At 61.4% G+C, this 21,409-nt stretch carries 22 protein-coding genes; 8 read left to right on the forward strand and 14 right to left on the reverse strand.

All coding sequences use genetic code 11. From position 1 onward, the window contains the following. Nucleotides 1-17: 17 nt before the first annotated feature. Nucleotides 18-1,031 carry a porphobilinogen synthase gene (gene hemB, locus M2497_RS30400; protein ID WP_248485276.1) on the reverse strand — a complete coding sequence of 338 codons (1,014 nt, stop codon included), beginning with the start codon at nt 1,029-1,031 and terminating at the stop codon, nt 18-20. A 208-nt stretch (nt 1,032-1,239) separates the two neighbouring features. On the opposite strand from hemB, the gene M2497_RS30405 reads away from it, so the two are divergent. After that, nucleotides 1,240-1,875, forward strand: coding sequence for a DedA family protein (locus M2497_RS30405; protein WP_248488276.1), 636 nt, complete (start codon nt 1,240-1,242; stop codon nt 1,873-1,875). On the opposite strand, the gene M2497_RS30410 is transcribed toward M2497_RS30405, so the two are convergent. Continuing rightward, nucleotides 1,856-3,091, reverse strand: a complete 1,236-nt coding sequence (locus M2497_RS30410; protein WP_248485278.1) for a sterol desaturase family protein — start codon at nt 3,089-3,091, stop codon at nt 1,856-1,858. The genes M2497_RS30405 and M2497_RS30410 overlap by 20 nt on opposite strands. Nucleotides 3,092-3,207: 116 nt before the next feature. Between M2497_RS30410 and elbB the strand changes: the two genes are divergently transcribed. Beyond that, nucleotides 3,208-3,873 (forward strand): isoprenoid biosynthesis glyoxalase ElbB, encoded by a 666-nt coding sequence (gene elbB / locus M2497_RS30415; protein WP_248485279.1) that lies wholly within the window; start codon nt 3,208-3,210, stop codon nt 3,871-3,873. 219 nt (nt 3,874-4,092) lie between these two features. On the opposite strand, the gene M2497_RS30420 is transcribed toward elbB, so the two are convergent. Together M2497_RS30420 and M2497_RS30425 are read right to left on the reverse strand one after the other, a co-directional pair. After that, nucleotides 4,093-4,548, reverse strand: coding sequence for a YaiI/YqxD family protein (locus tag M2497_RS30420; protein ID WP_010207421.1), 456 nt, complete (start codon nt 4,546-4,548; stop codon nt 4,093-4,095). 2 nt (nt 4,549-4,550) lie between these two features. Further along, complete coding sequence (locus tag M2497_RS30425; protein ID WP_248485281.1) at nt 4,551-6,446, reverse strand: FTR1 family protein; 1,896 nt, start codon at nt 6,444-6,446, stop codon at nt 4,551-4,553. Nucleotides 6,447-6,714: 268 nt separating this feature from the next. On the opposite strand from M2497_RS30425, the gene M2497_RS30430 reads away from it, so the two are divergent. Genes M2497_RS30430 through M2497_RS30445 form a run of 4 tightly spaced genes read left to right on the forward strand, consistent with a single transcriptional unit; the run spans nt 6,715 to nt 9,855 of the window. Then, nucleotides 6,715-8,109 (forward strand): hypothetical protein, encoded by a 1,395-nt coding sequence (locus M2497_RS30430; protein WP_248485283.1) that lies wholly within the window; start codon nt 6,715-6,717, stop codon nt 8,107-8,109. 10 nt (nt 8,110-8,119) lie between these two features. Next, the gene (locus M2497_RS30435; RefSeq protein WP_008439304.1) at nt 8,120-8,491 is read left to right on the forward strand and encodes a YcfL family protein; all 372 of its coding nucleotides are present in this window, start codon (nt 8,120-8,122) and stop codon (nt 8,489-8,491) included. A 32-nt stretch (nt 8,492-8,523) separates the two neighbouring features. Then, entirely contained in the window at nt 8,524-9,111 is a 588-nt protein-coding gene (lpoB, locus tag M2497_RS30440) for a penicillin-binding protein activator LpoB (RefSeq protein WP_071494578.1), read from the forward strand. A gap of 3 nt (nt 9,112-9,114) precedes the next feature. Then, complete coding sequence (locus tag M2497_RS30445) at nt 9,115-9,855, forward strand: penicillin-binding protein activator LpoB (protein WP_248485284.1); 741 nt, start codon at nt 9,115-9,117, stop codon at nt 9,853-9,855. Between the two features lie 140 nt (nt 9,856-9,995). On the opposite strand, the gene M2497_RS30450 is transcribed toward M2497_RS30445, so the two are convergent. From M2497_RS30450 to M2497_RS30460, 3 genes are all read right to left on the reverse strand, one after another. After that, on the reverse strand, nt 9,996-10,628 hold the full coding sequence (locus M2497_RS30450; RefSeq protein WP_248485286.1) for a LysE family transporter: 633 nt from the start codon (nt 10,626-10,628) through the stop codon (nt 9,996-9,998). An 88-nt stretch (nt 10,629-10,716) separates the two neighbouring features. Continuing rightward, on the reverse strand, nt 10,717-11,289 hold the full coding sequence (locus M2497_RS30455) for a mechanosensitive ion channel family protein (RefSeq protein WP_028618427.1): 573 nt from the start codon (nt 11,287-11,289) through the stop codon (nt 10,717-10,719). Then, entirely contained in the window at nt 11,289-13,199 is a 1,911-nt protein-coding gene (locus M2497_RS30460) for an ATP-binding cassette domain-containing protein (RefSeq protein ID WP_248485287.1), read from the reverse strand. Before M2497_RS30460 ends, M2497_RS30455 begins: the two co-directional genes overlap by 1 nt. A 50-nt stretch (nt 13,200-13,249) precedes the next feature. Between M2497_RS30460 and M2497_RS30465 the strand changes: the two genes are divergently transcribed. Continuing rightward, nucleotides 13,250-13,717 (forward strand): TIGR02444 family protein, encoded by a 468-nt coding sequence (locus tag M2497_RS30465; protein WP_248488277.1) that lies wholly within the window; start codon nt 13,250-13,252, stop codon nt 13,715-13,717. On the opposite strand, the gene M2497_RS30470 is transcribed toward M2497_RS30465, so the two are convergent. Beyond that, nucleotides 13,714-14,871 (reverse strand): AlgP family protein, encoded by a 1,158-nt coding sequence (locus M2497_RS30470; RefSeq protein WP_248485289.1) that lies wholly within the window; start codon nt 14,869-14,871, stop codon nt 13,714-13,716. The two genes, M2497_RS30465 and M2497_RS30470, sit on opposite strands and share 4 nt — an antisense overlap. Before the next feature lie 192 nt (nt 14,872-15,063). Between M2497_RS30470 and M2497_RS30475 the strand changes: the two genes are divergently transcribed. Next, nucleotides 15,064-15,741: an FKBP-type peptidyl-prolyl cis-trans isomerase gene (locus tag M2497_RS30475; RefSeq protein ID WP_248485291.1), complete on the forward strand. Its 678-nt coding sequence runs from the start codon at nt 15,064-15,066 to the stop codon at nt 15,739-15,741. A gap of 54 nt (nt 15,742-15,795) precedes the next feature. Here the strand turns inward: M2497_RS30475 and M2497_RS30480 are convergent, their stop codons facing one another. The 6 genes from M2497_RS30480 to hemC all read right to left on the reverse strand — a co-directional run bounded on the left by M2497_RS30480 (nt 15,796) and on the right by hemC (nt 21,297). Then, the gene (locus M2497_RS30480) at nt 15,796-16,254 is read right to left on the reverse strand and encodes an Rsd/AlgQ family anti-sigma factor (protein ID WP_058424204.1); all 459 of its coding nucleotides are present in this window, start codon (nt 16,252-16,254) and stop codon (nt 15,796-15,798) included. Nucleotides 16,255-16,464: 210 nt separating this feature from the next. Next, complete coding sequence (locus tag M2497_RS30485; protein WP_248485292.1) at nt 16,465-16,986, reverse strand: disulfide bond formation protein B; 522 nt, start codon at nt 16,984-16,986, stop codon at nt 16,465-16,467. A 236-nt stretch (nt 16,987-17,222) separates the two neighbouring features. Further along, a complete protein-coding gene (locus tag M2497_RS30490; RefSeq protein ID WP_248485294.1) occupies nt 17,223-18,464 on the reverse strand; it encodes a heme biosynthesis protein HemY in 1,242 nt (413 codons plus the stop codon). Between the two features lie 5 nt (nt 18,465-18,469). Further along, nucleotides 18,470-19,582: a uroporphyrinogen-III C-methyltransferase gene (locus tag M2497_RS30495; protein WP_248485296.1), complete on the reverse strand. Its 1,113-nt coding sequence runs from the start codon at nt 19,580-19,582 to the stop codon at nt 18,470-18,472. A gap of 18 nt (nt 19,583-19,600) precedes the next feature. Further along, complete coding sequence (locus M2497_RS30500; RefSeq protein WP_248485298.1) at nt 19,601-20,359, reverse strand: uroporphyrinogen-III synthase; 759 nt, start codon at nt 20,357-20,359, stop codon at nt 19,601-19,603. Further along, nucleotides 20,356-21,297 (reverse strand): hydroxymethylbilane synthase, encoded by a 942-nt coding sequence (gene hemC, locus M2497_RS30505; protein ID WP_248485299.1) that lies wholly within the window; start codon nt 21,295-21,297, stop codon nt 20,356-20,358. The genes M2497_RS30500 and hemC overlap by 4 nt, the downstream gene beginning before the upstream one ends. Between the last annotated feature and the right edge of the window lie 112 nt (nt 21,298-21,409).

Consider the following 21,409-nt stretch of genomic DNA (forward strand, 5'->3'; position numbering starts at 1 on the left):
GAGTGTTCCTGTGAGGGCTATTGTTGCTCTCTAAGCAATTGGGCGGCGCGGGCGGCGAAGTAGGTCAGGATGCCATCAGCCCCGGCGCGTTTAAAGGCTGTCAGGGATTCAAGGATCACCCCTTCACTCAGCCATCCATTCTGTATTGCAGCCATGTGCATCGCGTATTCGCCACTGACCTGATAAACAAAGGTCGGCACCTTGAATTCGTCTTTGACCCGATAAAGGATGTCCAGGTACGGCATCCCCGGTTTGACCATCACCATATCAGCGCCTTCGGCCAGGTCGGCCGCCACTTCGTGCAGGGCTTCATGGCTGTTGGCCGGGTCCATCTGGTACGAGGCCTTGTTGGCCTTGCCCAGGTTCAGCGCCGAGCCCACCGCATCGCGGAACGGGCCGTAATAGGCGCTGGCGTATTTGGCCGAGTAGGCCATGATCCGTACGTTGACGTGGCCGGCCAGCTCCAGGGCTTCGCGAATCGCCTGGATGCGGCCGTCCATCATGTCTGACGGGGCAACCACCTGGGCGCCGGCTGCCGCATGGGACAAGGCTTGCTTGACCAGCGCATCGACGGTGATGTCGTTTTGAACATAGCCGTCTTCGTCAAGAATGCCATCCTGCCCGTGGGTGGTGAACGGGTCCAACGCCACGTCGGTGATCACCCCAAGCTGCGGAAAACGCTCGCGCAGGGCACGGGTAGCACGCTGGGCGATCCCGTCCGGGTTCCAGGCTTCGGCAGCATCCAGCGACTTGAGTTCAGACGGCGTGACCGGGAACAGCGCCAAGGCCGGAATCCCCAATTCAACCCAACCCGCGGCCTCTTCAAGCAGCAGATCAATGCTCAAACGCTCCACGCCCGGCATCGAAGCCACCGCTTCCCGACGGTTTTCCCCGTCCAGCACAAACACCGGCAGGATCAGATCGTCGGTCGTCAGCACGTTTTCACGCACCAGACGGCGAGAAAAATCATCACGACGATTGCGACGCAGACGGGTGGCGGGGAACAGGCGATTGGCAGGGGTAAAGCTCACGACAGACTCCTGAGCCCGGGTTTACGGGCGAGCGTTGCAGTTATAAGCGGCCATTATGACGAAGGTATGACAGTTGTGCTTAAGGATGCGACCTGTAGTCGCATTCGGCATTTCTGTAGGAATTGTTCACTTCGTGACACATCTCGATACTTTCATGAATCTTCATGAAGGCGTAGGCTGCGCGTTCATTTCGCCAGCACCCCAGACCATGCTTCAACAATTCCTGCATGACTTCGGCTACTTTGCGCTCTTCCTGGGCACCTTCTTTGAAGGCGAGACCATTCTGGTTCTCGCGGGCTTCCTGGCGTTCCGTGGATACATGGATATCAACCTGGTGGTGGTCGTTGCCTTTTTCGGCAGCTACGCCGGCGATCAGCTTTGGTATTACATGGGCCGCAGACACGGCCGCAAGCTGTTGGCGCGCAAGCCACGCTGGCAATTGATGGGCGACAAGGCCCTGGAGCACATCCGCAAGCACCCGGATATCTGGGTACTGAGCTTTCGCTTCGTATACGGGTTGCGCACCGTCATGCCCGTGGCGATCGGCCTGTCCGGCTACCCGCCGTTGCGCTACCTGATCCTCAACGGCATTGGCGCTGCGATCTGGGCTTTGGCTTTGGGCGCTGCGGCCTATCACTTCGGCGCGGTGCTGGAAGGTATGTTGGGCAGCATCAAGAAATACGAGCTGTGGGTATTGGGTGCCTTACTGATACTGGGCTTCGGCCTGTGGCTGCGCCGCCGCATCAAGAATGCGCGCATTGCCCGTGAAGCCTGTGCCGACGCCAAGGCCCGGCTCGCGGCAGAGCCGGTCCCGGTCGAGCCGCCTAAGACGCCAGTCGAGTAAGCCGGCTTCTGCAGCAGTAGAGGCCAATCACACTCAGCAAGCTATAGCTCAGCAGGCCCAGCCAGCCCAGGTTGCTGGCCGGCCATAACCCGACCAACGGTGCCAGCCACACCAGCGGCACATTCAGCACCAGCCGCGAAAGCTCGGCCTTCCACGCCCACGGCCGGTTCTCCAGCGCCACTCCTAAGGTAAACAGGCCCAGTGCCATGGCACTCCAACCCAGGATCAGTGCCGCCGTGGGCATACCCTCGCCAAAATTCATCAGATAGCTGCCAAAGCCCACATACGCCGCAAATTGCAGGGCGATATAGACCTGTTGACGCACATCCAGCGACACGTCGAATTTACGGAACTGGCTCAGGTCATGCTTGACCATCGGGTACTTGGCCTTCACGTCCGCCGGGCGCCAGCCGGTGCGCATGAACCAGATGCGCAGCTTGTCCCACCAGCGCTCGGTGCGCCGCGCATCACTCCACAACTGGGCATAGAACTGCAGGTTGGCCCACAGCGGGTTCCAACTGGCCAACGGTGTGGTCACGCCGAAAATCACCGGTTCGTTGTCGTCTTCCTCCTGGAAGGTGCCGAACAGCCGGTCCCAAATAATGAACACACCGCCGTAGTTACGATCCATGTAGAGAGCGTTCTGCGCATGGTGAGCCCGATGATTGGATGGCGTGACAAAAAACCACTCGTACCAGCCGAGCTTCGGCACGTGCCGGGTGTGCACCCAGAATTGATAGAGCAAATTAAGCGATGCCACGCTGATAAACACCACCAATGGCACGCCGAGTACGGCCAGGGGCAGGTAGAAAATCCAGCTCAGCAGGAAGCCGGTACTGGTTTGGCGCAGGGCTGTGCTGAGGTTGTAGTCCTCACTCTGGTGATGCACCGAGTGCGCGGCCCACAGGATGTTGCGTTCATGGCCCATGCGATGCAGCCAGTAATAGCAGAAGTCGTAGAACACGAAAGCGAACACCCAGGTCCAGACGCTCTGGGCAGGCAGTTCGATGACGGCGAGATGCTTGAGGGCGAACGCGTAGGTCAAAATCCCCACGCCTTTGGTCAGCAGCCCCGTGGTGGTGGACAGCACCCCGGTGCTGAGGCTGTTGATAGCATCCGCCACCCGGTAGTTGCGCTGGCCGCGCCAGCGATCGGCGAGCAGCTCTACCACGATCAAGGCGATGAAAAACGGTACCGCGTAAGGCACGAAGTCCATGGTCTGGTCCGGTCTATTTTTGTTACATCAAGATTAGGTGCAGCGGCGTGAGATCCCATTGGCAACAGATGACAAATTAGTAGACATTTAACGCCAAGACCCCAGGAGAAATGCCCATGAGCAAAAAGATTGCAGTGATCCTTTCCGGCTGCGGCGTGTACGACGGCGCAGAGATCCACGAAAGCGTGATCACCCTGCTGCGCCTGGACCAGCGTGGCGCTCAGGTCCAATGCTTTGCCCCGGATATTGCGCAACTGCATGTGATCAACCACCTCACCGGCGAAGAGATGCCCGAGTCTCGCAACGTGCTGGTGGAGTCGGCGCGGATCGCCCGGGGTGACGTGAAAGATATCCGCGAAGCCAACGCCGGCGACTTCGATGCGCTGATCGTGCCCGGTGGGTTTGGCGCGGCGAAAAACCTCTCGAACTTTGCCGTGGAGGGTGCTGGCTGCAGCGTCAACCCGCAGGTGCTGGAACTGGCCGAAGCCTTTGCCGAAGCGGGCAAGCCGGTGGGGCTGATCTGCATCTCACCGGCCCTGGCGGCTAAGATCTACGGCCCCGGCGTGATCTGCACCATCGGCAACTGCGCCGACACCGCCGCCGCACTGGACAAGATGGGCGCTACGCACCAGGAATGCGGGGTGGAAGATATCGTCGAAGACAAGGCGCGCAAACTGGTGAGCACCCCGGCCTATATGCTCGGCAAGAACATCAGCGAAGTCGCTTCGGGGATCAACAAACTGGTGGATCGGGTGCTGGAACTGACTCACGAGAACGACTGATAGCCCCCAACTGTGGCAAATCGCTAGTTGTGGTGAGCGGGCTTGTTGTGGTGAGCGGGCTTGCCCCGCGTTGGGTGGCGAAGCCGCCCCAATTCAGGCGATGCGGTGGGTCAATTAGAACATGACTGCAGGGTTTGGGCCTGCTGCGCAGCCCAGCGCGGGGCAAGCCCGCTCACCACAACAAGCCCGCTCGCCACAAGAAACCGGATCACCATAGGGTCAAGCCGGACGCATCAACTTTGTGAGAATGCGGTCCAGCGCATTGGCAAACGCCTGCTTTTCCTTCTCCCCATGGGGCGGTGGCCCGCCGCCCATCTGGCCTTGCTCACGCAGATCAGTGAACAGATTGCGCACGGCCAACCGTTCACTCATGTTCGCCGGGCTGAACTCCTTGCCGCGGGGATCAAGCGCCGTGACGCCCTTCTTCACCAGGCGGTCGGCCAGCGGCACATCGCTGCAGATCACCAGCTCCCCGGGCACCGCGTGCTCCACCAGGTAGTCATCCGCCGCATCCGGGCCGCTGGGCACCACAATCAGCTTCACACACGAGAAGCTCGGCTTGATCTGACTCTGACCGGCCACCAGCACCACCTCGAACTGGCGCTTGAGGGCGAACTTCACCACCTGGTCCTTGGCTGCCCGAGGACAGGCGTCGGCATCGATCCACACCCGCATGCTCAGGCAACCACCCGGCGCTTTTCGGCCAGGCGGCTGCGGCCATACAGCACCACAATCGCCAGGATCGCCACCGCCTGTGCACTCAACGAGTACGCATCGGCGTGGATACCCAGCCAGTCAAAGTCAAAGAACGCCACCGGCCGGGTGCCGAAGATGCCGGCTTCCTGCAGCGCCTTCACGCCATGCCCGGCAAACACCACCGACAGCGCACACAGCAACGCCGCGTTGATGCCGAAGAACAACGCCAGCGGCAGCTTCGCCGAACCCCGCAGAATCACCCACGCCAGGCCCACCAACAGCACCAGCGCTGTGGCGCCCCCCGCCAGCACCGCGTTGTGCCCGGCCGGGCCGGCTTGCAGCCACAGGGTTTCGTAGAACAGGATCACTTCGAACAGCTCGCGGTACACCGAGAAGAACGCCAGCACCGCAAAACCGAAGCGCCCACCGCCGCCTACCAGGCTGCTCTTGATGTAGTCCTGCCAGGCGGCGGCGTGGCGGCGGTCATGCATCCACACGCCGAGCCACAGCACCATCACACTGGCAAACAGCGCTGTGCAGCCTTCAAGCAATTCACGCTGGGCGCCGCTCACGTCGATCACATACGCGGCCAATGCCCAGGTCGCCAGGCCCGCCAGCAGCGCCAGACCCCAGCCGACGTTGACGCTACGCACCGCCGATTGCTGGCCGGTATTGCGCAGGAACGCAAGGATCGCTGCCAGCACCAGGATCGCTTCCAGACCTTCACGCAGCAGGATCAGCAACCCGGAGATGTAGCTCAACGACCAGCTCAAGCCATCACCGCCGAGCAGGCCGGCGGATTCAGTGAGCTTGCCCTTGGCGACGTCCAGGCGTTGCTGCACCTGTTCAACCGGCAAACCGTCCTGCAACGACTGCCGGTAGGCCATCAACGCCTTCTCGGTGTCCTTGCGCACGTTGGCGTCGACGTTATCCAGCGAGCTCTCTACCAGTTCGAAACCCTCCAGGTACGCAGCCACGGATAGGTCGTAGGCCTGCTCATGATCACCCTTCTGGAACGCCGCCAGGCTCTTGTCCAGGGTGGCAGCGGTGTAGTCGAGCAACTGCGCAGGGCCACGCTTGACCTGCGGCGGTTGCGCACGCTGGGCGCGGAACGTCGCGGCGGCGGCTGGGCCGTTGGCAGCCAGCACTTCATTGGGGGTCTGGCGGGCCAGGTCGGCAAGGTTGAACGGTTGCTCGCTTTTTGCAGCCACCGGGTCGGCAGTAAAGCCGGCGATGTAGGTGGCCAGGTCCCAGCGCTGGCGGTCGTCCAACTGGTCGGCGAAAGACGGCATGTCGGTGCCTTCAACACCGAGGCCCAGGGTGTTGTAGATCGCGTAGAGGCTCAGGCGGTCCAGGCGCACGGCGTCACGCAGATTGGCCGGTGGTGGCGTCATGCCCACGCTGGCCGGGCCGTCACCCGCGCCAGCGGTGCCGTGGCACACCGAGCAATGCTGGGCATAGAGCGGCGCGCCTCGCGTTGGATCAGGGGTGATCGCCGGGGCCTGACTGACTTCATAGGCCACGGCTAGTTGGGCACCTAACTGACGGGCTTGGCGGGCGACTGTCGTACCGTCCTGATGGGCGGTTACGGCTGCTAACAATTCGTCGACGCCTTTGACCAGCGCCACGCGTTCCGGGCGCTGCGGCAGCTCTGCCACCAGCCCCTGCAATACCCCGAGAAACTCCAGCTGTTCGCGGTATTCGGATTCATCGATAACCTTGCCCGCCTCCACCGTCGCTGGGTAGTCAGCGCCAATGTAATCCAGCAAATGCAGGGCTTGGGGCGCGCCCTCGGCCGTCGCGGCCAACAGGTTGACGCTGCACGACATCAACGCCGGCAATATCAGCCAGGCGAGAAAACGAAGGGGGGCAATCATGAACGAATCTCAAAGGGAAATACGAAGTAACACATTGTTAAGCCTTAAAGGGTTTGACTCAAGGCGTAAGTGATTTGTCGTTGTTTGAGGCGAGGCATTTTCAGGAGCGGACTAGTGGCGCTTTTGTCGACTTAGCCGGGCAAAAAGCCATTGTTTTGCCAGCAATGACGCTTATAATGCCGCGCCCTGTTAGTGCGAAAGGGAATTTCATTCCTGTTTTTTATAAGGAATGACCACATCAGTTGATACTTTCAGGGAAGAAGTCTGCATGGCATTTCGCGCCTTACCTTCGCTCGCGCTCGTGGCGGTGACCTTGCTGTCCGGTTGTTCGATGTTCCGCAGCTACGACACGGAACTGCAAGCCACCAACCAGCAACTGGCCACCGGCAATGTCGATGCAGCCCTGACACTGCTGGAAAAGAACAACACCGGCGACGACAAGGACTTGCTCTATTTCTTCGAGAAGGGCGAGTTGCTGCGTGCCAAGGGTGATTTGACCGGCAGCCAGACCGCCTGGCGCAGCGCCGACCTGCAAGTCTACAAGTGGGAAGAGTCGGTCAAGTTCGACAGCGCAAAATACCTCGCCCAGTTCGGCAGTTTCCTGGCCAACGACAAGGTGCGTCGCTACGAAGGCTATGACTACGAAAAGGTCATGCTGACCACCCAGATGGCGCTGAACCTGCTGGCCCTGAACGACTTCGACGGTGCGCGCACCGAAATCAAGAAGACCCACGAACGCGAAGCGGTGATCGCCGACCTGCGCGACAAGGAATACCTCAAGCGTGAGGACGAAGCCCAGCGCGAAGGCGTAACCACCCAGATGAAAGACCTGCGCGGCTACCCAGTAGAAGCCCTCGACGCACCGGAAGTGGTCGGCCTGAAAAACTGCTACCAGAGTGCGTTCAGCCATTACCTGGCGGGCTTCGTCTACGAAGCACTGGGCGAAAAAGACCTGGCCGCGCCCGGCTATCGCAAGGCTGCCGAATTACGCCCCAATACCCCGCTGCTGGAACAGGCCCTGCTGGACCTGGACAAATCCAGGGTCGGCGCCGATGAAACCGACGTGCTGATCGTGGTGCAAAGCGGCCTGGCACCGGCCCGCGACTCGATTCGCCTGCCGCTGCCGATCCCGATCAATGGCAACCTGGTGATCACCCCGCTGTCGTTCCCGGTGATCAAGGCAGATACATCCACCGCCACGTTTGCCCAGATCGGCGTCGACGGCCAGCAACAGAACCTCACCGCACTCAACAGCACCACGGCCATGTCTCGCCGCGCCCTGCGCGATGACATGCCAGGGATCATCCTGCGCACCACCGTGCGGGCGGTCACCCGTGGCGTGGCGCAGAACAACCTGAACAAGACCAACCCGATGGCCGGCCTGGTGCTGGGTATTGCTTCGGCCGTCACCGAAGGTGCCGACACCCGCACCTGGCGCACCCTGCCGGACATGACCCAGGTGACCCGCCTGCGCCTCAAGCACGGCGAGCACCAGGTCAGCCTGCCCAACGCCCTGGGTGGCACGCTGGTGACGGTCAAGGCCGACCAGCGCTATCAGGTGATCACCCTGCGCGTGGTCGGCAACCAGGTATTCGCCGGTGGCCTGGCCGCCCATGTGGTGCCGAGCACCGCCGCCCAGGCCATCGCCCTCAAACAACCTTAAGGAGCACGCTATGCGTCATTTCATCCTCGGCGCCCTGGCGCTGGTCCTGCTGGCCGGCTGCGCCACCCCGCCACCGCCGGAACCCGGCAGCGCCGCGAGCAAAATCGTGGTGATGGGCAAGTTCAAGGGCATCGCCGTCGGCGCCATCCGTGTGGCCCGCGAGAACGGCTTCCTGACCGCCAAGGTGCAGTTGAGCAACATCACCAGCAGCAACCAGATGATGTACTACCGCTTTGCCTGGCTGGGTGCCGATGGCTTCCCGGTGGGCGATGAAGAAACCTGGAAAGTGCTGAACCTGTACGCCAACCAGGCGACCTTCCTGCCGGCGATTGCCAATTTGCCGCAGGCGGCGGACTTCCGTCTTGAAGTGAAAACCCCTTGAGCCGTCCTTCTTTGCTGCTGAGAGATTTCCCCATGTTTGCACGCTTCTCGATCCTTGCCGTCGTCGCCATCCTGGCCAGCGGTTGCTCCAACACTTCGCCGGTACTGGGCGGTAAGAACATCAGCTACGGCGATACCAAGGCCGTGGAACTGGTGACCAACGAGTTCGGCTCCACCGACCTGCAGATGATCGCCGAAAGCATGACCCGCTCCCTGGCCCAGTCCGGCATCCTGCAAGGCCGCCCGGTGGTGCAGGTGTATGACGTGAAGAACAAGACCAGCGAGTACATCGATACCCGCGAGATCACCACGTCGATCAAGACCCAGCTGATGAAGACCGGCACCGCACGCTTCGCCAGCGACAACACCGACATGCAGAGCCAGGTCGACCAGCTCAAGCTGCAGAACCAGAGCGGCCTGTACAAGAAGTCCACCGTCAGCAAGACCGGCAACATGGTCGCCGCCAAGTACCGCCTGGAAGGCTCCATCAGCTCCATCGTCAAGCGCAGCTCGGACTACAAGGACGTGTTCTACAAATTCAGCCTGCAACTGATCGACGTCGAGAGCGGCCTGGCCGAATGGATGGACGAAAAAGAAATCCGCAAGACCACGGAGCGCTAAGCAATGCGTGCATGGATCGGCATGATCGGCCTGCTGTGCGCCTTCGGCGCCTCGGCCGCCCCGAAGATCGCGGTGACTGACCTGGCCTACGAGGCGCGGGTCGAGGAATACATTCACCAGGTGTCGGCGAGCAACAACTTCCAGGCCAGCGCCTACCACGCCAGCGGTGCGTCGAACTACAGCGAGTACGAAAGCCGCACCAGCTACATCGAACAGACCGAGCTGCGTAAATTCAGCGGGGATATCAAGGGCGAGATCCTCAAGTCCCACCAGTTCCAGCTGGTACAGGGCACGCCCTACACCGCCGATGCCAAGGGTGACGTCTACGACGTGATCAAGCGCATCAAGGCCGGCCACTTCAAGGGTGCGGACTATGTGCTGTTTGGCACGCTGTCGGATATCGACTTCACCCAGGACATCAACGCCCTGGACCACACCAACAGCTACTCGGCGGTGCTGGGCCTGACGCTGGTGGCGGATTTCAGCCTGATCAATACACGCACCTACGAGATCACCTCGGCGTTCACCGCCATGGGTGAAGGTCAGGACACCAAGTTGGTGAACAACCGCGATGTACGCGTCAGCCTGAACCGGCCGCGGGTGGTGAAGGAAGTGTCGAAAGCGCTGGGTGAAGATGTAGCGCGGCAGTTGGCAGAGCAACTGGGTGGTGGGTATCAAGACCCGGGCAAGCCTGCGTTGCGCAATAACCTGCCAAGGGATGAAGCGCCGAAAATTTTGCGCTGACGCCCTATTCACAAACACCGCAAAACTATTGTGGGAGGGGGCTTGCCCCCGATAGCGGTGGGTCAACTACAAGTTAGCTGACTGACACACCGCCATCGGGGGCAAGCCCCCTCCCCCATTTTTTAATCCGGTTGTGTCAGTTATGCCGTGGCACGATGCAAGCTGGCCAGGAAGCCCGCAGCCCCAACGAACAACCCCGCAAACGTACGATTCATCCGCTTCTGCTGCTTAGGCGTACGCAACAGACGCAACACCTTCGACGCCAGCCCCGTATACCCCGCCATCACCACCATATCGACACAGATCATCGTCGCACCCAGGATCAGGTACTGGATCAGCAGCGGCGCCTGCGGGTTCACGAACTGCGGCAGCACCGCCAGCATGAACACCAGGGCCTTGGGGTTGCTGGCGTTGACCAGGAAGCCACGGAACATCATCGCCATCGGCTTGCCGATCGGGCGCACGCTCGCGTCATCGGCCATGTCCATGGGCAAGGCACGCCATTGCTTGATGGCCAGGTACACCAGGTACGCCACGCCAAACCATTTGATCGCATAGAACGCCGTGGACGACGTCGCCAGAATGGCACCCAGGCCGCACGCGACCACGGCAATCTGCATTGCCAGGCCCAGTTGCAGGCCGATGGCATTCCAGTAACCGCGCAGGAAACCGTATTGCAGGCCGCTGGACATCGAGGCGATGGCGCCAGCGCCAGGGGAAAGGGAGATGATCCAACTGGCCAGGAAAAAGGCCAGCCACGTATCGAGTGCCATTACACACCTCAGGAGGGAGTTTGCTGTTGTGCCTTAAGCTAACTCCGCCGACCAAAGGATGGCTATAGATTTTTACAGGATGTGAATGCTAGCGGTCGCCCGGAAAGACATGGGTACCCGGCCAACGGCGCACCGAGCGCTGGAAGAACAGGCTGTTAGGCACCTGCACCATCGCGCTGTCGGTACCGGCCTCGGCCACTTCGACCAACGTGGTGTAGAGCAGGTTGATCGCCACGACCCGGCCCTTCACGCCCGGTTTGTCGACGGTGTCCACCAGCTCGACGATATCACCCAGGCGGAACGGCCCGACGGTGAAGATCAGAATGGCGCACAGCAGGTTGGACAACACCGACCACATGGCGAAGAACGCCACGGCGGCCACCGCGACAAACCCGGAGAGCGCCGTCCACAACACCGTGGCGGACACGCCCAGGCGCCCCAGCACAAAGATCAGCGCACTGCCCATGATCAGCCAGCGCAGGCCACCGCGCAGTGGCATCAGCAGTTGCGGCGGGAACGGGTAGCGCTCGCCCAGGCGAGTCAGACCCTTGGCGACAAAACGCTGGGCGAGGTAGCCGGCCAGCAGGATCAGCAGGATTTGCACGCCGACCCATACGGGTTCGACCCACTGCGTCGGGATCGGCAGTTGCAACGCTTCCATCAGGACAGCGCCTCCAGCTGCGCTTGCAGGGTTTCCAGCAGTTCGAGGGCTTCCATCCAGGTTTCCTCCAATTGCCCTTCGCGTACCTTGAGCTTGGCCTGCTCAGCCAGCAGGTCGCGCAATTCATCCTTGCGGGCCGCCTCGTAGACGGCGCTGTCGCCCAGGCTGGTTTCGATCTTGGCCAGGCGCTCGTGCACCTTGCCCAACTCGGCTTCCAGCTTGTCGGCTTCACGCTTGTGCGGCGCCAACTGCTGACGCAGTGCGGCGGCGGCCTGGCGCTGGGCTTTCTTGTCGGTCTTGTCCGGGTTGACCGGGGTGTTGCTGACCGGCGCGTTGCGCAGGCGGTAATCCGTCAGCCAGCGCGCGTAGTCATCCAGGTCGCCGTCGAACTCTTCGACTTTGCCATCCGCCACCAGCAGGAAGTTGTCGGTGGTGCTCTTGAGCAGGTGGCGATCGTGAGACACCACCAGTACCGCACCGCTGAACTCTTGCAAGGCCATGGTCAACGCCAGACGCATTTCCAGGTCGAGGTGGTTGGTCGGTTCGTCGAGCAGCAGCAGGTTCGGGCGGTCCCAGGCGATCAGCGCCAGGGCCAGGCGGGCTTTTTCGCCGCCGGAGAAGTTCAGCACCGGCTCGTCGATACGCGCGCCACGGAAGTCGAAACCACCGAGGAAATCGCGCAGGGTCTGTTCGCGCTCGGTCGGTGCCAGGCGCTGCAGGTGCAGCAACGGGCTGGCCTTGGAGTCCAGCGAGTCCAGCTGATGCTGGGCGAAGTAACCCACCACCGTGTTCTCGCCACGGGTCAGGCGCCCGGCCAGGGGCGACAGCTCTCCCGACAGGTTCTTGATCAGCGTCGATTTGCCCGCGCCGTTGGGGCCGAGCAAACCGATACGTGCACCCGGCGTTAGCTGCAGCTTCACTTTTTCCAGGATGGTCTTGTCGCCATAGCCCAGGCGCGCATCGGAAAGATCCAGCAACGGGCTGGAGATCTTCACCGACTCACGGAACACGAAGTCGAACGGTGAGTCGACGTGGGCCGCCGACAGCTCTTCCATGCGCTCAAGGGCCTTGATCCGGCTCTGGGCCTGGCGAGCCTTGGTGGCCTGGGCCTTGAAGCGGGCGATGTAGCTTTCCATGTGCGCACGTTGCGCCTGCTGCTTCTCGTAGGCCTGTTGCTGCTGGGCCAGGCGTTCGGCGCGGGCGCGTTCGAACGCGGTATAGCCGCCACGGTAGAGGGTGATTTTCTTCTGTTCGACGTGGGCGATGTTGTCGACCACGGCGTCGAGGAAATCCCGGTCGTGGGAAATCAGCAGCAACGTACCCTGATAGTTCTTGAGGAAGTCTTCCAGCCACAGGATCGCATCGAGGTCCAAGTGGTTGGTCGGTTCGTCGAGCAGCAACAGGTCAGACGGGCACATCAACGCCTGCGCCAGGTTCAGGCGCATGCGCCAGCCGCCGGAGAAGTCGGCGACCGGGCGGTCCATCTGTTCGTTGGTAAAGCCCAGGCCGGCGAGCATTTTGCGCGCGCGGGCGTCAGCCGTGTAGCCGTCGGCGCTGTCGAGTTCCGAGTGCAGGCGCGCCTGTGCGGCGCCGTCCTGGGCTTTCTCGGCCTCGGCCAGGTCGTGTTGCACCTGACGCAGGCGCAGGTCGCCGTCGAGCACGTAGTCGATCGCGATGCGGTCCAGGGTGTCGATCTCCTGGCGCATATGGGCGATGCGCCAGTCGGCCGGCAGCAAGCAGTCCCCGGAATCCGGGGTCAGCTCACCCAGCAACAAGGCGAACAACGTGGATTTGCCGGCGCCGTTGGCACCGATCAGGCCGGCTTTGTGACCGGCGTGCAGGGTCAGCTCGGCGTCTTCGAGAAGACGTTGCGGGCCACGCTGTAATGTTAGGCTTTGAAGTCGGATCATAATGGCGGCGGAGTCTACCAGCTTCGTTGGCCGCTGGCTTGGGTGTGAATATGTGCGCTGACCTGTGGAGCTTTGCCCTTTCGACTTACGCCCGCTCAGGGTGCGAGGCCGCTTGCCTGCGTTTGCAGGAGCAAGGTGCGGACGTGTGCCTGTTGCTGTGTGGTGCGTGGCTGGAGCAGCGCGCGGTGACAGCGACCGCCGAGCGCATGCAGGCGCTGAAACAGATCGCCGGGCCTTGGCAGACACACGTAATCAAACCGTTACGAGAGGTGCGCATGCAATGGCGCGCCATAGCGCAGCAGGATGAGGACTTGGCGAGGTTACGCGAGCGGGTCAAGGCCCTGGAGCTGGACGCCGAACGGCAGTTGCTGGCACGCCTGGAAGCATTGGCACAAACGTGGCCGACTGGCGATGCGGGGGACCGGCGAGGGTGGCTGGAAGGACTGGCGGCTGAGGATGCCGCCAACCTTGACCACGACGCGCTGCATCAGCTGCGCGTCGTGGCCACCAGCACTTAGGAAGCGCTGGTTGGAGTGGCGCTTGGCGCTACCGGGGCAGGCGTGCTGCTGGCCGGAGCAGTTGGAGCGGTGGATGCAGCCGGGGCGGCAGCAGGAGTTGCTGGCTTGGCAGCAGCCGGTTTGGCGGCTGGCTTAGCGGCTGGTTTCGCAGCAGCAGGTTTAGCCGCTGGCTTGGCGGCTGGTTTTGCAGCAACAGGTTTAGCCGCTGGCTTGGCGGCTGGTTTCGCAGCAGCAGGTTTAGCCGCTGGCTTGGCGGCTGGTTTCGCAGCAGCAGGTTTAGCCGCTGGCTTGGCGGCTGGTTTCGCAGCAACAGTTTTAGCAACTGGCTTGGCGGCTGGCTTTGCAGCAGCGGTTTTAGCAGCTGGCTTGGCGGCTGGTTTCGCAGCAGCAGGTTTAGCCGCTGGCTTGGCGGCTGGCTTTGCAGCAGCGGTTTTAACAGCCGGCTTGGCGGCTGGTTTCGCAGCAGCAGTTTTAGCAACTGGCTTGGCGGCTGGCTTTGCAGCAGCGGTTTTAGCAACTGGCTTGGCGGCTGGCTTTGCAGCAGCGGTTTTAGCAGCTGGCTTGGCGGCTGGTTTTGCAGCAGCGGTTTTAGCAGCTGGCTTGGCGGCTGGTTTTGCAGCAGCGGTTTTAGCAGCTGGCTTGGCGGCTGGCTTTGCAGCAGCAGGTTTTGCTACGGCTTTAGCGGGTGCCTTGGCAGCAACAGCTTTGCTCGCCGGCTTCTTCGCCGCGCTCGCTGCAACAGCTTTGGCTGGGGTGCGAGCGCCCAACACCTTAGCCACGGCTTCCTTCACACGACCAACGCCCTGGGCCAGTTTCAGGCTTTCCTGAGCATCTTTTTTCAGTTGGGAAATGTAGGCGCGGGTTTCAGCTTGGCGATCCTTGAGGGCGTCCAGCAGATCCTCAAGTTCTTTGACAGCGTCTTTGGCTTTGGCTTGTGCCTTGGCCTTGCCGGCAGTAGCGGCGTCTTGCAGTTTGGTGCGGGATTTGTGCAGCTTTTCTTGCGCTTTACCGCGTTGTTTTTCCAGCTTGGCGAGCAGTTTTTCTGCATCGGCCAACGCTTGGGAACAGGCGCTTTCCAGATGTTCGAGCAAGCTGCCCGAGAGTTGTTGGAGTAAATGCAACGGGGTATTAACAGGCTTCTGTTTGGCCGACATGGTTTACCTCCTGGCTGACGTGGGTGCGGCTCATACTAGCCCTCTGCTCTTACCGCCGCTAGGGCATGTTGACAGTATCGTTTGCCTTGCGTTGCACCGTGAGAAAATTCTTATCGATATAACGAAAATACGCGGCACTTTTTACGTCACCACACTGGCATAATCCGTTGCACTTTCGGCGGGAGGATGCCCATGTCGCGTTACCTTTTTCTTGTGCTCGGCCTGGCAATTTCGGTGGCCAATGCGAGCGAACAATCGCCGGTAAAAAACCCTGGGCAGAACCAGCACGACCTCGCCTACAGCCTGGGCGCCAGCCTCGGTGAACGCTTGCGCCAGGAGGTTCCCGACCTGCAGATCCAGGCGCTGATCGACGGCCTCAAGCAAGCCTATCAAGGCAAACCCCTGGCGCTGGACAACGCACGCATCGAACAGATTCTGGCCCAGCACGAAGCACAAAACGAAGCTGATGCGCAGGCACCTCAAAGCGAAAAAGCGCTCGCGGCCGAACAACAATTCCTGAGCAAAGAAAAAGCCGCAAAAGGTGTGCGCGAATTGGCGGATGGCGTCCTGCTCACCGAACTCACCCCAGGCACTGGCGACAAGCCGAGGGCCAGCGACCAGGTTCAAGTGAAGTACGTGGGACGGCTACCCGATGGGACAGTGTTCGACCAGAGCGCGCAACCTCAATGGTTTCGCCTGGACAGTGTGATCAGCGGTTGGAGCAGCGCGTTGCAACAGATGCCGGTGGGCGCCAAATGGCGCCTGGTGATTCCATCAGCCCAGGCCTATGGCGCCGACGGTGCCGGCGAATTGATTCCGCCCTATACACCCCTGGTGTTCGAGATCGAATTGCTCGGTACCCGACACTGAGGCAATAAAAAACGGTGCGCCATGCGCACCGTTTTTTTGTACCGCCGTCGTGGATCAAGCTTGAGTAGCAGACTCTTCCTTGTGGGCGTTGTGCAGCACTTCGATCAAGCAGTCTTCGAGTTCGAATCGCTCGTGAAGCAACGCGCCCAATTCTTTGAATTTATCCGCCACGCAGTTACCGGCATCACACAGGTCGGTGAACTCCAGCAGCTTCTCGGTGATGACATCGATACGCGGGTAGATGGTCTCCGCCAAGTCCAGGCCACGCTGATCGTCGAAGGCCTCCGCCTCCTTGGTCAGTTGCTCGTAGACACCGAAATGGCCGGCTGACACGTAGTCAACCAACACACCACAAAAGTCCTGCAACGGTTCACGGTTCTCGGCCAGTGCTTCAGGCTTGGCGCCAAGAGCATCAAAGGCCCGAACCAGTTCGTGACGTGCCTTCAACCAGCTGTCGATCAGCTTGTGCACCCCACCCCAGCGTTCCTGAGCATTCTGACAACTTTCCAGCATGATGATCTCTCTTCCCTAATAGGGGCGCTGCCGCCTGGTGCCCGCGCAACACTTCAAGGATAAAGCAGCAGCCGGACAAGGCCGCATCTGACAAACGGTTTCAACAACACGTGCGGGCCAGATTATGCCCGCATGACTATGGCTTCAAGGTACGCAGGAGAGAAAGTTCATACAAGTGTTTAATCCCGCCCTACAAACTGCGACCCGATATCAGCGCCTCGCCAGACGCAAACGTTGGCTCAAAAACAGCTGTGAAAATTGCATGACGCCCAGTATCAACATCCCAATGAAGAACAGCAGGCTCCACTCCGGCAGGCTCAAGTCAAACAGCGTCCAGTTGATCTCAACGCAGTCGACGGTGCCTTTGACAGTCAATTGCAGAGCCTGCCAAAACGACAGGTTTTCGATCATGTAATGCAGGCTGGGCCAGCAATCAGCCGACTGTCCCGGTGCGGCGTTTTGCAGCAGTACTTGGCGTATGGCGGTAATGGCACCCAGCAGTGCGAAGCCCATGCTCGCCAGCCCATACAGGTAGATAACCAAGCGCTTGGGGTGATGGAGGGCGGCGACCAGATTGACCAATGTGAAACCGGCCAGGAAACCCCGTTGCATCTGGCACAGAAAGCAAGGACGCAACGAGACCCCGAACTCGAGGTAAAACGAGGCGCCCAATGTCAGCGCACCCGCCAGGAACGCAAGGACATACAAGGAGCGTGAAGGGGCCAAAGACATGCTTTATCCGCATCGCGAAAGATAGGTCGCTACGGTAGAGGAAAGGCCTGACCGCTTTCAATACATGCTGGAGCAGACGATTCCGCGAGAGAGTAAGGAGATCCCGCCAGAAGATGGAAGACTTTGGACAACAGAGTGTCGGACTTTGCCCACAATCGCGCTGATAGCCGCTTTCTGAGGTCCTGAGGGATTGGCTGCCAGAACTATCCGAGCCAACCCTCGCCTGTCTTCCTACCTCAAACCCGCGCCGGGACGGGCAGCGGTGAAGCCAGCAAACGGTTATCCAGCAACCCCAGCCCTTCCTGGAACAATTGGTTACTGCGCTCGGTGTCACCCAGTTGGGCCAACAAGCGCGCCAGCTCGGCGCAGGCCTCAGGGTTGCGCTGCACCTGCAGGCTGCTTTCCAGATAATCCCGCGCCTTGCCCCACAAACTGTTTTGCAGGCACAGACGGCCCAACGTCAGCAGCAGGCTGGCATCGCCAGGATGATCCTTCAGCCAACCTTCGGCAAACTTCAGCTGCCGAGCCGGATCGCTGCCACGCAACAGACCGTACAGCCGGATCAGGTGGCTGTCGTAACCACGCTTGATCGCGCCACGCAATGCTTCCTCAGCCTTGGCGTCGGCACCCAGTTGGCGCAATTGCTCGGCGTAAGCCAGGACCAATTGCGGCTCCTGACGCTGTGCGGAGGTGAGTTGTTGCCAAGCCCGTTCAAGGGACTGCAAGCCGGCCTCGCCCTGTTCTTCGCGTTGGGCTGCAAGGCTGAGGTTCTCGCCCCACGCACGACGCTCTAGCTCGGCCAGTTCACTGGCGGGCAAGACTTTATCCTTGCGCAATTCCGGCAACAGGCGGATCACCGATGACCAGTCGCCCCGCTGCTGATGCAAGCGCTGCAATTGGCGCAGCACCTGCGCATTATGGGGATGGCGCTCGTGCATCGCTTGCAAGGTGGTCAGCGCACCCTCTGTATCACCACGGTCCAGTTGCAGCTGGGCATGGCTCAAGGCAACCGCCAGCTCGGCCTGGGGCTGACGCTCCAGGGCACGCTCCAGCAAACCATCAGACTCTTCGTAGCGCCCCTGTTCATTGGCAGCACGGGCTGCGCCGAGGTAGTACAGCAGCGGCTGACGCTCGGCTTCGGCAGCGCGGTGCAGGTGACGCTCGGCGCTGGCCCAGCGGCCTTCGGCGAGGTCCATCTGGCCTTGTTCGATGGCGATCTGCACGCGGCGGCTGCGGTTGCGCCGTGACCACGGGTTGACCACGCCACCGGAAGTGGTGACCAGACTCAGCAGCACGCGGATCAGATAGATCGTCAAACCCATGGCAAACACCGCCACCACGGTCGCCCACAGGCTCGACTCGTAATGCAGCACGTGCGGATAGGTGACCAGCACGTAGCCAGTGTGTTTCGAAATGCCCACCGCCAGCGCCAGCGCGATGGCAATCGCCAGCACCAGGATCACATAGAAACGTTTCATCGGCTCTACTCCTGCTTCGCCGGCGTCGCCGCCGCCTTGGCTTCGTCGGCAGACAGATGACGCCGCTCAAGGTACGCCTGCACAGCCGCCAGGCTCGCAGCCAGGTCCGGCGTCACTACCGACACCGCCTTGGGCTCAAGCTCGGCGATACGTGCCAGCATCGCCTTGCTCTGCGGGTTGTCCTGGTTGAAGTTGTCCTGCAAGACGCTGCGCGCTTCGCCCAAGGAGCGGCTGTAGACCGCCGACTCACCATTGAGCGCAGCCCATTGTGCTTGCTCCAGGGCCAGGCTCAGGGCCAGGCGCACCTGGTTCAAGCCTTGGCCGGCCAGCAGCGGACGAATGTTGTCGTCCGGGTTGAAGTCGATGCGGAAGTAGCGGGAAATCTGCTCCCACCATTGGCTCCAGCGGCTTTCGGTGTCCGAGGTCGGGCGTCCTTGGGAAGCCGGCTCGGTCAACTGATATTCAGGGGCGATGGCCGCCAACTGCACGACCTGGTCGCGCAAGGCCGCCAGTTGCAGGTACAGCCCGGTGCGGTCCGGCTGGTCGGTGCTGCGCAGCGCGGCAAGGCTCTTAGCCAATTGTTCGCGGGCAGCGTAGGAGCCAGGGTCGCTTTGTTCGCGAAGAATCTCGTCGGCACCCTGCACCAATGCCTGGGCGCTGTTGATATCTTGAAGGGCAGAAAGGCGCAGGCTCGCCAGGCGAATCAAGTGTTCGGCCTCGGCCAGGCGCCAGTCCTTACGGCTGGCGCCCAGCACGGTTTCCAGGCGCTGGCTCAGGCGTTGCTGGTCGCCCTGCAACTGGGCCACCAGGCGACGGCGCTCCTCCAGCTCATCCGCACCCGGCAACTGCGCCAGGCGCGCCGCCAGTTGTTGCTGGCTTTGCTTGAGGGACTGGGACTGGTCATCGAGGGTCTGCACCTGGCCCAACTGCTGTTGGCTGCTGGCCTGCAGGGCGCGGACCTGCCAAATCCCCCAACCGCCGGCGGCAACACCGGCGGCGCCGAGCAGCAGGGCGATGATTGCCAGGCCATTGCCACGGCGCGGCGCGGTGACCGGTGACTCAACCGGCGCATCAAGCGCGGGCTGGGCTTCATCTTTAGGCAAGGCTGTTTCGCTCACGTATCCGTCCTTTGCGTTTCAGAGAGTGGGAACGGTATAGCTCCGTATCGCCACTAACAAAGCCGCGGCACTCGCACCACGACAATCCACAACTTTTTCTGCACCGGCGGCCCGCGCCATCTCCTGGACTCGCGGGCTCGGCACGAACAACGGTAGCTGTGCCACTTGGGGCCAATCGGCTCCGGCCAGGGCTTGCAGGTGTAAAAAACCCTGCCCACTGCTGACCACCAGGCCGTTCAAGCGTTCCAACTGGATGCGTTGCATCAGTACCCCGGCGTCGTAGGCCGGCAGGAAACGGCGATACAACTCCAGGTAGTCGACACTAGCACCTTGCTCACGCAAACGCTCCGCCAGCAGCTCACGCCCCCCCTCGCCTCGCAGGATCAAGACCTGGGCATCAGGGCGTGCGATAGCCTCGCGCAACGCAGGCAATTGAAGCAAGGCCTCGCTGTCGTCGCCAGTGGGGGGATAGTGAACGTTGAGGCCGTGATCAGCCAATACCTGCGCGGTGGCGGCGCCGACACTGAACCATGGCAACTGCGGCCATGGGCGATCCAGCTGCGCGACCGCAAGTCGCGCCGCCGGCTTGCTTACTACGATCACCGCGCAGTAGAGGCTCAGGTCATGGAAGACAGCCTGCTGTTCAGGAGTGACAGGCAGCGGTTCAATATCCAGCAACGGCAAGCTGCTGCTGAAAACCCCCGCATCGGACAACGTGGCCGCCAGGGCCATCGATTCCTCGGCAGGCCGCGTCAGCAGCACACGCCATTCGGTCACTGCGGGCCGGCCTCGCCGTAGACTTTTTGCAGAATGGCACCGGCGCCCTTCTCCAGCAGCGCTTCAGCCACCTGGATACCGAGGGCCGTGGCATCCCGTTGCGGGCCACGGACCTCGGCGGCCAGCAGGGTGCCGCCTTCCGGATCACCCACCAGGCCACGCAACCACAGGTTTTCACCTTCGAGCACGGCGTAGCAAGCGATCGGCACCTGGCAACCACCATTAAGGTGCTTGTTCAGGGCGCGCTCGGCCGTGACGCGCACTTCGGTATCGTGGTGATCGAGGGGTTTGAGCAGGGTATGGATTTCGCTGTCGGCGGTGCGGCATTCGATACCCACGGCGCCTTGTCCACCAGCGGGAAGGCTATCCTCGACGCTAATGGCTGAGGTGATACGGTCTTCAAAGCCCAGGCGGATCAAGCCGGCGGCGGCGAGAATGATCGCGTCATATTCACCGGCGTCCAGCTTCGCCAGGCGGGTGTTGACGTTGCCGCGCAGGAAGCGAATCTGCAGGTCCGGGCGGCGAGTCAGCAGCTGTGCCTGGCGGCGCAGGCTCGACGTACCGACGATGCTGCCCAGGGGCAACTCATCCAACGATGCATACGTGTTGGAAACGAAGGCGTCACGCGGGTCTTCACGCTCACAGATGCAAAACAGGCCCAGGCCTTCGGGAAAGTCCATGGGTACGTCTTTCATCGAATGCACGGCGATGTCGGCTTCGTTTTCCAGCAGCGCGGTTTCCAGTTCCTTGACGAACAGGCCCTTGCCGCCGATCTTCGACAGTGGCGAGTCGAGCAGCTTGTCGCCGCGACTGACCATGGGCACCAGGGACACCTTCAGGCCAGGGTGGGCCTGCTCCAGGCGTGCTTTGACGTATTCGGCCTGCCACAAGGCCAGGGCGCTTTTACGGGTGGCGATGCGGATTTCGCGAGAGGACATGGATCAATCCGTACTGAATAGATACGGCAGATAATAACAGCTCAGGCAAATACGCTTTGATTTGAATCAGCAAGTGCGGGGCCTCCCTGGCCACGTCGCACCGGGATATGGA

The organism is Pseudomonas sp. CYM-20-01 (assembly GCF_023169845.1).
GTDB lineage: Bacteria > Pseudomonadota > Gammaproteobacteria > Pseudomonadales > Pseudomonadaceae > Aquipseudomonas > Aquipseudomonas azotoformans.